Source organism: Azospirillum sp. HJ39 (assembly GCF_041507355.1).
In the GTDB taxonomy this organism is placed as follows: domain Bacteria; phylum Pseudomonadota; class Alphaproteobacteria; order Azospirillales; family Azospirillaceae; genus Azospirillum; species Azospirillum thiophilum.
On record NZ_CP167907.1, the window covers coordinates 99,910 to 108,862 of the forward strand.

Annotated in this window: 13 protein-coding genes; 12 read left to right on the forward strand and 1 reads right to left on the reverse strand. The window is 59.2% G+C overall.

The genetic code is table 11. The features are described from left to right. The 8 genes from ABMY26_RS07160 to ABMY26_RS07195 all read left to right on the forward strand — a co-directional run bounded on the left by ABMY26_RS07160 (window position 1) and on the right by ABMY26_RS07195 (window position 4,109). On the forward strand, window positions 1–624 hold the full coding sequence (locus ABMY26_RS07160; protein WP_372395237.1) for a hypothetical protein: 624 nt from the start codon (window positions 1–3) through the stop codon (window positions 622–624). A 4-nt stretch (window positions 625–628) separates the two neighbouring features. Then, window positions 629–1,561 carry a hypothetical protein gene (locus ABMY26_RS07165; RefSeq protein ID WP_372395238.1) on the forward strand — a complete coding sequence of 311 codons (933 nt, stop codon included), beginning with the start codon at window positions 629–631 and terminating at the stop codon, window positions 1,559–1,561. After that, entirely contained in the window at window positions 1,558–2,316 is a 759-nt protein-coding gene (locus tag ABMY26_RS07170; protein WP_372395239.1) for a hypothetical protein, read from the forward strand. The genes ABMY26_RS07165 and ABMY26_RS07170 overlap by 4 nt, the downstream gene beginning before the upstream one ends. Next, window positions 2,313–2,447, forward strand: a complete 135-nt coding sequence (locus tag ABMY26_RS07175; protein ID WP_372395240.1) for a hypothetical protein — start codon at window positions 2,313–2,315, stop codon at window positions 2,445–2,447. The genes ABMY26_RS07170 and ABMY26_RS07175 overlap by 4 nt, the downstream gene beginning before the upstream one ends. Beyond that, on the forward strand, window positions 2,444–2,659 hold the full coding sequence (locus tag ABMY26_RS07180) for a hypothetical protein (protein ID WP_372395241.1): 216 nt from the start codon (window positions 2,444–2,446) through the stop codon (window positions 2,657–2,659). Before ABMY26_RS07175 ends, ABMY26_RS07180 begins: the two co-directional genes overlap by 4 nt. Beyond that, window positions 2,656–3,003, forward strand: coding sequence for a hypothetical protein (locus ABMY26_RS07185; RefSeq protein WP_372395242.1), 348 nt, complete (start codon window positions 2,656–2,658; stop codon window positions 3,001–3,003). Before ABMY26_RS07180 ends, ABMY26_RS07185 begins: the two co-directional genes overlap by 4 nt. Next, window positions 3,000–3,212 carry a hypothetical protein gene (locus ABMY26_RS07190; protein WP_372395243.1) on the forward strand — a complete coding sequence of 71 codons (213 nt, stop codon included), beginning with the start codon at window positions 3,000–3,002 and terminating at the stop codon, window positions 3,210–3,212. The genes ABMY26_RS07185 and ABMY26_RS07190 overlap by 4 nt, the downstream gene beginning before the upstream one ends. A gap of 147 nt (window positions 3,213–3,359) precedes the next feature. Continuing rightward, complete coding sequence (locus ABMY26_RS07195; protein ID WP_372395244.1) at window positions 3,360–4,109, forward strand: restriction endonuclease; 750 nt, start codon at window positions 3,360–3,362, stop codon at window positions 4,107–4,109. A 282-nt stretch (window positions 4,110–4,391) separates the two neighbouring features. On the opposite strand, the gene ABMY26_RS07200 is transcribed toward ABMY26_RS07195, so the two are convergent. After that, window positions 4,392–4,589 (reverse strand): hypothetical protein, encoded by a 198-nt coding sequence (locus ABMY26_RS07200; protein WP_372395245.1) that lies wholly within the window; start codon window positions 4,587–4,589, stop codon window positions 4,392–4,394. Window positions 4,590–5,435: 846 nt separating this feature from the next. On the opposite strand from ABMY26_RS07200, the gene ABMY26_RS07205 reads away from it, so the two are divergent. The 4 genes from ABMY26_RS07205 to ABMY26_RS07220 all read left to right on the forward strand — a co-directional run bounded on the left by ABMY26_RS07205 (window position 5,436) and on the right by ABMY26_RS07220 (window position 8,435). Then, entirely contained in the window at window positions 5,436–5,861 is a 426-nt protein-coding gene (locus tag ABMY26_RS07205; RefSeq protein WP_372395246.1) for a hypothetical protein, read from the forward strand. Between the two features lie 364 nt (window positions 5,862–6,225). Then, window positions 6,226–6,492 (forward strand): hypothetical protein, encoded by a 267-nt coding sequence (locus tag ABMY26_RS07210; RefSeq protein ID WP_372395247.1) that lies wholly within the window; start codon window positions 6,226–6,228, stop codon window positions 6,490–6,492. After that, entirely contained in the window at window positions 6,489–7,259 is a 771-nt protein-coding gene (locus tag ABMY26_RS07215; protein ID WP_372395248.1) for a recombinase family protein, read from the forward strand. Before ABMY26_RS07210 ends, ABMY26_RS07215 begins: the two co-directional genes overlap by 4 nt. An 894-nt stretch (window positions 7,260–8,153) precedes the next feature. Then, the gene (locus tag ABMY26_RS07220) at window positions 8,154–8,435 is read left to right on the forward strand and encodes a hypothetical protein (RefSeq protein ID WP_372395249.1); all 282 of its coding nucleotides are present in this window, start codon (window positions 8,154–8,156) and stop codon (window positions 8,433–8,435) included. Window positions 8,436–8,953: the final 518 nt, after the last annotated feature.

Sequence of the window (8,953 nt, forward strand, 5' to 3'; positions counted from 1 at the left end):
ATGACACCAGAACTGACCCGCCTGATCGAAGCGGCGGACGAAGCGGTGCAGGCCATGCAGGCGATGCTGACGACTCAGCCTTTCCAGATGACGGAGCGCTCCGAAAGGCTGGGGAAGGCACACCGCGAGTTGGCGGAATTGTCCAGGGCCGCGGGCATCGACGCCGGTCGCCGGGCCCCATCCCAGCCCGCGCAGGACAGCCTGACCGAGACGGCCAAGCGGATCGCTTGGGCCGTTCATGGCACCGCCGCTGGCGTCAAGGACGTCTTCGATGCGCACGACGGGCCGACGGGCTTGTGGGATGCGCTCTCCACCGCCGAGCGCGAATCCCACCTCTCCGCCGCCCGCGCTACCCAGCCGGTGGGGGAGGTGGTGGTGGATGGCTGGAAACCAATCAGCGAGGCTCCGCAAAACGTCATGATCGACGTTCGGTCGACGACCACCTGTACGTACCGCTGGCGGGCATACCGTCCGGGATCGCCGCAACTTCAGCGAGGCAACAAGGGGCGGTGGCAGCGGGCGACCGATTACGGATGGGAGAACGCTCATCTGCCTGAAAATGGCGAGTGGAAGCCGGTCGAGATCACGCGCGCCGCCGCCATCCGCGGGCGCGGGGAGGGCTGAGGCTATGGCGATCACCACTTCAATTGTTCCAGCCGCCAATATGTTTGACGCCATCGCAAGTTCCTGCGCGACCAAATCAGAATTGCCGATCAGCATCATTGATGCCGCCAAATCCTACGGCCTCGACCACGCTCTTTGGTGTCTTTCGGAACTTCCACAAGATTGGCGTTCAAAGTTGGTTGAACTGGCCCTGGTTTTCGCAAGAGGCGCTATTGAGTTTTCAGGAAACGCAACCGCTTTGGAAGAAATTCTCTCGGTGTCAGAACGATACGCCAAAGGGATAGCCAGCCAAGAAGACGCACGAGCATCAACGCAACAAGCTGAAAGTTTGTACCAAGCCGCACTTGCAGAAGTTGATAGTGAACGGAAAAAGAAAGGTATGGTGTATTGTTTCGACACGGCATACATGCTGTCTTTGAAATCTATTATTGACGCTTCAAAAGTATGCCACTCTTCCGAAATGTCATCCAGCCCAAGCTTGCGCCGCCTTGGGCCATTTGCGGAGAGAAAATACGGGTACGCTTTTTTTGTTGAAATGGCGGCACGTTATGCCCGAATGGCCGCAGGAAGACTTGCAGAACAACGGTACGCAGATGTCATCGAAAACGACAAAAATGTTGTCAAAGACCTCATGGCTAAAGAGCACGAAGCAAGTCTTGCCCCTTATAAATTTTCCTACAACTCAGAAGCATTCAAAAAGGCAGAACGCTATGCCTATTTGGCAAAAGAAAAGATGACAGATGCGTATAAACATATGGCCTCCAATGAAGCTATGGTAAGACAGGCAACAAAAGAGGCGCGTATTTCCGCGTACAATTCGCAAATTCAGCAGTTTATTTTATGGGTTGAGAAGCATTCCAACGGGGTGCCGAGCGTGATCGTCGCCGATGGCGTTACGACCGGCACGGCATTCAGCGCCAAGGAGCCCACCCGATGACCGACACCACCCCCGCCGCGCTGACGCCGGAAGAACTGGCTGGCAAGTTGCAGCAGATCGCCGAGACGCACGCCAAGGCAACCGGCGGCATCTGGCACTCGCATGGCGGCTATCTGAGCACCCGCCCGAACATCACCCGCAGCATCTACGACTTGAACGAGATGGGGCAACAAACCCTGTCATCGCCGTTCCAAGCGGTGCCTTTCTACAGAAAGGACGACGCCAGCTTCTGCGCATCGGCCCATCAGGACGTGCCGTGGCTTGTTGAATTGGCGCAGTCGCAGGCCCGGCAGATCGAGGCACAGCGGGCGGAGATCGAGCGGCTGAAGGCCGAGAATGCGGCGCTTGGCGTGAGGCACGGCATAGCCAAGGCCCGCGCCACCACCGCAGAGGCAGCGCTTGCCGCAATGACGTCCGAGCGGGACAAGGAAGAGGCCGTCGCGCTCGAGCTCATCGACCAGCGCGACGCGGCGGAGAACGCGCTTGGCAAGCTGTTCGCCATGGTCACAGGCCGACCGCCTGAATGGTCCAACCTGTTCGGCTATTCCGAGGCCATGGACGAGTGCGAGGAAGCGCTGTCCACCTCGCTGGAGCGCGAGCGCGGGATGAGGGAGGCACTGACCATGTTCACGAAAGCCCGCTACCAGATCGCCAACAGCGGACCAGCCAATACATGGTCGCTTGATCGGCTGCATGAAGCGTGGGTCAAGGCGTGTGATTGCCTGCCGACTGACCATCAGGAGGGAAAGTCATGATCACCTCTCACTTCTGGCACAGCTTCATCGGCCATCCTCTGATGGCGGTGCTCCACCTGATCGGCGCGGATCGTGCGGGCGATTGGGTTCATGACCGCCTGTTTGCAGAGCCCCAGGAGCCCGCCCGATGACCACCTCCCCCACCGCCGCGACGCGGCTCCCGTCCGCAGCGCAACGGAAATGGCTCAGCCGAGCCGATGACAATGGCAACCTGCCGACCTTCTGGGGGACGACTGGCCGCACGAAGGAGGCTTGCATATCGGCGGGGTGGGCAGAGAGGCGATCCGAGGCCTCCTGCGTCATCACCGACGCCGGCCGCGCGGCATTGGAAAATCACAAATGAGCAAGACAACTACCGCCGCGGCATCCGAGCCGGCTCCCGAAGAGCGATCTGCCGCCGTTGCCGAAAAGTGGCGCATGGCCCTGAGCCGCGGGCAAGACAAGGAACTCGCCACCGACATCACCGCCGCCATCAGCGCGGCGAATTGCGCCGGTCGGGAGGCGATGCGCAAGGAGTGTATTAACGTCTGCGTCGTTACGGCAAACTTGCAGCGGTCGGCCAAGAGCTACATGACCAACGAATTGGTGATAAAAAGGATGGAGGGAGGCGAGGACGCGGCACTGAGCATCGCGTCCGCCATCGAGATGCTTCCGAAGGACACGCCGGAGAAGAGGGTGGAACCATGAAGGCGATCCTGGTGTTGGTGGGTGCGCTTGCGGCGGCCGGCTGCGTGCCGCTGGAGGTCGCTGGTCGGGTCGTCATGATTGCAGGCCAGGCCAGCAAGAAGGAGCGCCCGGACCGGCCCACATCTGACGTGGAGGTGGTCCGCTGCCGGGTCGCCAGTGGGGCGGAGGTGATCACGGCCCCGCGGAACTGCGTCGAGCCGGCGGGGTGATGAGTATCAAGCTGTTGATGTCGGCGTCTTGCGCTCTATGCTCCCGAAGCACTGGTCAGGAGCCACAGAACCAGTATTCTGCCTCGGCCTGAAGCCCCCTGCGCGAGAGAGTTTTGGGTCGATGTGGTTTCCAGGCTGGCGGGACGCATGATTACGACGAAGGCTCCAAACGACTGGCGAGGGCTTCAGAACGATGTTGCTCGCATCCTGCGGGAATGCGGCTTCAACGTTGAGGTCGAGAAAGTCATTCAGGGAGCGCGTGGCGCAGTTGAAATCGACGTGTACGCCGAGGAAAACGTCCGAGGCCGGAAATATTCAATTGTTTGTGAATGCAAAAATTGGAAATCTCGTGTCCCCCAGAACGTCATACATGGATTCCGTACTGTCCTAGGGGATGTTGGCGCTAACATTGGCTATATTATCTCGACCGCCGGGTTCCAATCTGGTTCGTTCAATGCTGCCGATCTAACAAATGTCAAGCTCGTAGATTGGTCTGAATTTCAGGATGATTTTGAAGGAAGTTGGTACGATAATTTCTTTGTTCCAGAGATAACGCGTCGCCTCGACCCTCTGCTTAGGTATACTGAACCGTTGTTGCCGAGGTGGGTCGATGAATTGTCCGATGAGGACGCAGAGCAATTCTTTCGTCTGAAGAAGAAATACGACGAATTTGGTTTGCTGATGATGACGTTCTCGATTTATCTTCGCTTCATGAACGCTGCCAAGATCGAACTGCCGCTGTCGAATTGCCCTCCGATCCACCCTGGTTTTGGCGCATCAATCCCGCAAGATATTCTAGAACACACCAGTTATCGGGAGTTTCTGGAGGATGCTTTTGCGTTTGGGGAGGAGGGCCTTGCACAATTCAAGGCAATTCACGACCGATACGTGCCCTGAACGGAGGTTGACCGAGGCGAATGATCATCGCAATCATGCTCGCACGCGCCGATCAGCGTGCCTGTTTTGCGCGTCTACACCGACGCCACGATCTGCGACATCGCGTGAACAAGCGAACAGGCCCGGGCGCGTAGCCCGGGCCTGTTGCGTTGTGGGGTGTCGCGGTGGGGCGGGTCGGGTTGGCGATCTGGGGGTTCATCAGAAGCCCGCTGATTGTGTCGCCGTGTGGCGGCTACCCATCAATCAGCGGGCTTCTGGAGTTCATGGCGGGGATGCCATGGATCACGAGTGGCCTTTCCGGAGAAGCCAGAAGATGGCTGCCGCACCGCTGCCGCAGATAGTGAGCATGCCTCTGGCGACCAGGATTTGTGCCGCAGATGGCTCAGCGCCGGCCGTGATCGAGATCACGAACGCGACGAGGCCGCTGGCGAAGGTAATGGCCAGAACGGCGATGAAGATGGCGGTAAACTGGTCTTTCATGTGCGTGTCCTCGTTCTAGAGGACGGCGATATGGCGGGGCGTACTGGCGCATAAGCCGAGCAACCCCAATCGCCATCCTGGATTGGATGGTTCATGGAGTTCCTCGGTGCCTCCCGCCTCGGACGCGGCCCTTGGAACATGCCGCAGCCAGGGTTAGCCCCGACAGTGGCGGACTTGATCGACGTCGGTAGATCGCACCCCGGAGAAGCGGGACCCGGACGATCTCCCGCTAGTGCGGGATGACGCATATTTACCAACCTGACCGTAACGCGGCTCGTCGGGTCGCGCAAGAGGCTTGCGAGGGGATTTGATCTGGTGCGCAGGTGCGTGTCTCATGGGCCGCTCCTTAGGTGCCGTCACCCCGTGGCACATAGGGCAGTTGGGTAACTTTAGGGCTTTCATCATTCGTCAAATTAAAATTTTTCTCTAAAATCGCGAATACGCGTTACAGATCAATGAGTTAGAAACATCAGATCCGACTTACGTCATGCTAAACACAGACACACAGACAGATATGGGGAGTGAGTGAGGAGAGAGAGACCCCCGCTGACGGAATGAGAGAAGGGTAGTGTATTATATAATATATATAATTATATATATAATATATACCTATACCTCTAGGATTCCTTGGTTCTTCCTTATTCATTAACTTATTCAAACATTCTTCAATAGCGTCATTCACCGCGCGTGATGCAAGGTGAGGGAAATGATGTAAGTGGGCCCGGAAGCCGGTGGGCAATCTCAATTCTTCGATGATTATTTAAATAAGCACGCATGAAACAAAAGAAGTGGCCGTTGGTTGAGCCCGGCAGTGGGTGACCGATGGAGGTGGTGATGGAGGGTGGCATGAGCGCCGGAAACGGGCTGAGCGACATCGGTGCGAGCGACGTCGTCATCATGAAGCAGAAGGTCGATATCGTGATGGCGTGCAAGGCCATCAACGGCTTGGTGGCGGCCAGGAAGCTGTGGAAGGAGTTCGGGTTGCCCGGGGAGACGCTGGAGAGGGCGGACGAGCCCCTCGGCGAGGCGAAGTTCGGGCCCCAGGATCGCTCGGAATATGTGAGGCGTCGGATCGTGGGCGCGTTGACGGTGGCCGGCGAGAGCGGGCTTACGCTCAGCGAGATGTGCAACAAGGGGCAGGGCATCACAGCCGACGAGCGCCGGGTGGCGCTGGAAGCCCTGCGTTTGCAGGGAGTGGTGGAGTTCTGCATGTTGCGCAACGGACGCGGACGCAGCGGGCAGGCGTGGCGGATGGTGTCGGCGGGGAAGTAAGATAGCGGGCGAGGAATTGCTTAAAACTCCATAAATTTAAATTTTGGTGGGGTGGGGGAGGGCGCGCGGAGCCCACAAATCCCACATCGCTCGGCCGGCCGGCGCCCTGGATTTTTTGGGAGCGACGGCCCGCTATCTTTTCTGTAGGGGTTTTCTGTACGGCGAGATTTCTGTACGGGTTTTCTGTACGACGCTGGGCCGTACAGAAAACCCCTCTCGCAAGTCGCCTTGGCAGATGGCGGAATCCCTAGCGTTTGCTGGCGTTCTTTGGGCCGTACAAAAAACATGTGTTTTCTGTAGGGCGCTGTTGCGTACAGAAATGGGTGATGATAATTTCTGTACGATCACCGCCACGGAGATAATCATGGCCGACGAAGTAGAATCCATAAAAGCCCCCGAGCCTGGGACGTACGTTGGCATCGTTGATGGCAACAGCGCCATCTTCGCCGTCAGCCGCACCACGATCCGCGCGGCATGGGTCGAAGGTTCCGGCCCCAATGACGAAGATTTTTATTGGGATGGGGAAACATGGCCAATACGAAACGGGGAATTCTCTCCGGCATGGCCTGGGCGTCAGCCTGGCGCAGTGGTGCTGTTCCGCAAGGGCGATAGCACAGGTCCGCGCAAATGACCCGCGCAGCCCTCTACCTCCGCGTCAGCACCGACGAGCAGACGACGGAGAACCAGCGCCGCGAGCTGGAGGCCCTGGCAGAACGCCGGGGCTGGAGCGTGGTCGAGGTATTCGAAGACGCCGGCGTGTCCGGCGCCAAGGGGCGCGACAAGCGGCCCGGCCTCGACCGCGCGATGAAGGCAGCCACGCGCGGCAAGATCGACGTGCTGATGGCCTGGTCGATCGACCGCCTCGGCCGCAGTCTTCAGGGGCTGGTCGAGACGATCGAGGACTTGCGTGCCGCTGGCGTGGGCCTCTACCTGCACCAGCAGGCGGTGGACACTACCACGCCCAGCGGCAAGGCCATGGTGCAGATGTGCGGCGTGTTCGCCGAGTTCGAGCGCGCCATGATCCAGGAGCGCGTCAAGTCCGGGCTGGCGCGAGCAGTGGCCCAAGGTAAGACCCTCGGCCGCCCACGCGTGCCGCCGCACAAGGAGGAGCACATCAGGCGCCTCCTGCTGGCCGGCACCAGCGTCCACAAAGCCGCCCAGATGGTCGGCGTGGGGGCGGGGACCGTGCAGCGGATCAAGGCGAGCCTGGCGCCGCCGGCGGATGCCGGATCGCCAGCAGACCAGCCGCCGGTTACCGACCGCCTGCGCCAATCCATCCTGCACCGGCATGCCGCCGGCAAGACGGTGGAGCAAATCCAGAAGGCCCTGCGCACCACCCTGGGCGAGCAGGTGCCGGTCGAGGAGATCGAACGAGTGATTGAGGAAGCGGCGTCCTGAAAGGGACGCCGCTTTTCTTTTGGAAACGCTCAGAAAACTCAATCTATACTTGACGTCATGAAGTAAAAACGATATAGTTAGTTCATCAAGACGACGGAGACGAAGTCTAGATGCTCAAGAGGCGCCCGCGGGTTACTCAAGAGCGCGGCAGGAGGAACACCGCTCCACTGAAATCGAGGGTGTGGCAAGATCGGCAGCCCAGTCGAACCAACGCAGAAGCGAGCGTCAATCGCTAGACCCCGGTGGGGCTGATGCAACGCAGGCCACGGAGCATCACGATACGAACGGCACCATGTCTCGTATGCAAGAGGACCGTTCGGGTGGATAGAAGATTGACAGCAAGCTTACCCGTGCATGCGAGCGGGCGGAGGGGTCGATCATCGAAAGCCACAGCAAAACGGCGTCAGCGTGAGCTGGCGCCGCTTTTCGTTTGGCGCGACCGCATCCTCTGCGCCCAGGACAATCTTCCGATCACGGGGTGATCAACCAGGAGATTGCCGCATAATTCATGTTGCGCGACGGCAGAGCAGTAATCGCCGGGAAATTCGGTCTAGACCGAATAGGATGATGGTCACATCATTGTGTGACGGAAATGGATGAGGATGCGGTGTGGCTGTGAGCAAGTTCACACCGTGTGAAGCGGAAATGGATGAGGGGCAGGGATGAGGCATTTTCGGTATCGTAAATTCATAAAATCGAAAATCCGAGCGCCCATACTTCATTCGACGTCCTGCATCAACATCATTTTTTTCGTTGATAGCACGCCTAGCGACAAGAAGGCTCTTGTCTGCATACGCGCACGCGAGACAGGATATGGTGCAGTGGCGCCCCGGTCCTCGATTGCGAGCCGCGGTCTGGAGCGCCACTGCTGACCGCAATTGAAAGGAAGCAGTCATGACCGACGCTATCACGAGATCAACGACCGCGACAGGAGAACAAAACGACCCCGTCGCGCAGCTGGCGCAGGCCGTGCGCCGCCACATCGTCACCGACGGCGCCGAGCCGGTGTGCGAGATGCGCGAGATCGAGGTCTTGGACAGCCCCGGCAGCGACCGCCGGTCGATCGCCGCGTCCCTCTACCTGGCGCAGGACATTGCGGCAGGTAGAGGGACGCGGCGACCAGCGGGAGGGGTGGCGCCGCGTCGCGCAAGCAGCCCAGCGCCTCGCCGGCAATGACGACGACCTGCAGGTGATTGGCAGGTTCTACGCCCAGGCCGGCTGACGCGCCATCGCCGGTATCGACACAGCAACGCCCCGCACGGAGGAATCCGGCGGGGCGTTTTGCTTTCGTTCATCCAATTTGTCGCATCCGAACCGACGGCGGTTGACTGGCGCTGCCAATCGTGCTTGCGCTTTACAAGTAAAGCTAAGACCCGTGATGCCATGTGATGGCATGTGACGTTGTTACCGAAAGCGCTACGCCGTAGCGGCCATGCATTCACCGCACCTATTGACTTCGCCGGCCGTGCGCGCTAGGTGCGAAAACAACGTCAAACCATGTGGCGGATCCGCCAGATGTGGCGGGTCAGTCTGCGGTCAAGGGTTATTTTTTATAAATAAGCCATGGGATACGGCTTTTTGACTGTTGCGCGCGGGCGCGCTCGTTGCCAAGCTATACACGCGACGACGCCCCAGCCCCCGATTGGAACCCGCTGGCTGGGGCGTCGATGCCGTTCATTGGAAAAGGAACAGCT